Consider the following 1,258-nt stretch of genomic DNA (forward strand, 5'->3'; position numbering starts at 1 on the left):
GGTGAAGATATCTTTATCGCCGTTCTGCTCGGAGGTCCAGGACACTTGCAAAGTGCCATCGGCCAGTTGCACAACCTGGGGGTCCCACTGGTGGCCGACTGTCGTTTCATTGATCAGTATTTCCTCGCTGAGGGCCACCCCGTCGGCACTGAAATGACGGCCATAAACGCCACTGCCCTGAGCATCCTGACCGGCACCACCAGCCCAGGTAATAAAGAAACTGCCATCGGCCAGCAGGACGATATCCTGCTCGTGTTGAGTACCGCCGGTTGTGCTGTGGACACGGACTGCGCCTCCTAATGTCGATCCATCATCAGACCAGCGCTGGAAATAAACATCAGAACCACTTTGAAAGACCGTAACAACCTGGCCATTGCCCAGAGCTTCTACCGTCAGTCCATGGTTAGTACTGGCAGCATCACCGGCAAAGCTGAGCTCATTGACTAAGGGGTTACCATTGCTATCAAAAAAACGGATGCGTGCAGAATTGTTCCCCGAGGTACTCTTTCGCCAGACGATGGCATAATTCCCATTATCCAGCTCAGTCATGGCGGGTCTTGGAAAGTCCCAGGTATTGGAGGTACCCGCATCGAATGTGGTGATAGAGTTACCGGAATCGTCGAAAATATTTACCTTGACAGTATGCCCATCTTGAGGGTCGATATTGAGTAAGGCAAAGCGATTACCCGACAGAGCTGTCAGGCTTGAGAGGTACTCATCTGAACCCGCAGTAAATTCATTAGTGATCACTGTACCACTGGCATCATAAATTTTAATTTTGGGCGTATTATTACTTGCATCCTTATAATCCCAGGTGACGGCATAATAACCATTTTCCAGAACCACGATGTCGGGAGAACTCAGGCTATCGGAGCCTGTTGGATTATAGGTATTGATTTTAAATTCAGCCCCACCGGGGTATTGTCGGCCCATAATGGCATAGGTTCCCCCACTTTCAGATAGCCAGACCGACATCGCATCACCATCCGCCGTTGTGGCAATGGCGGATTGATGCTGATCACTGCTGGTGGAGGTGTTGACTATCTCTTCTGTGGTACTTGCTGTACCAGCGTCTGACGGTTCAATGTAGTCAGACAGCTGATTGGCCTGGTAAAGTTCTGAAACCTGGGAGGCATCCAGTGCTTCATTGAAAATAGCCAGATCATCAATGGCGCCATCCATATAACCATCAGCACTCCAGTTACTTTTACCCACATAGTTGTTGGCCCTCACCTTAACCGGGGGAACCGCTCCCTGG

1 protein-coding gene is annotated in these 1,258 nt (G+C 50.4%); it reads right to left on the reverse strand.

What is annotated here, in order from left to right; all coding sequences use genetic code 11:
- Window positions 1-1,258 (reverse strand): hypothetical protein (locus KDK13_RS11395; protein WP_257285093.1); only part of this gene is annotated, 1,258 nt, incomplete at both ends.

The sequence above is a fragment of the Endozoicomonas sp. SESOKO1 genome, assembly GCF_024606265.1.
Taxonomy (GTDB): Bacteria; Pseudomonadota; Gammaproteobacteria; order Pseudomonadales; family Endozoicomonadaceae; genus Endozoicomonas.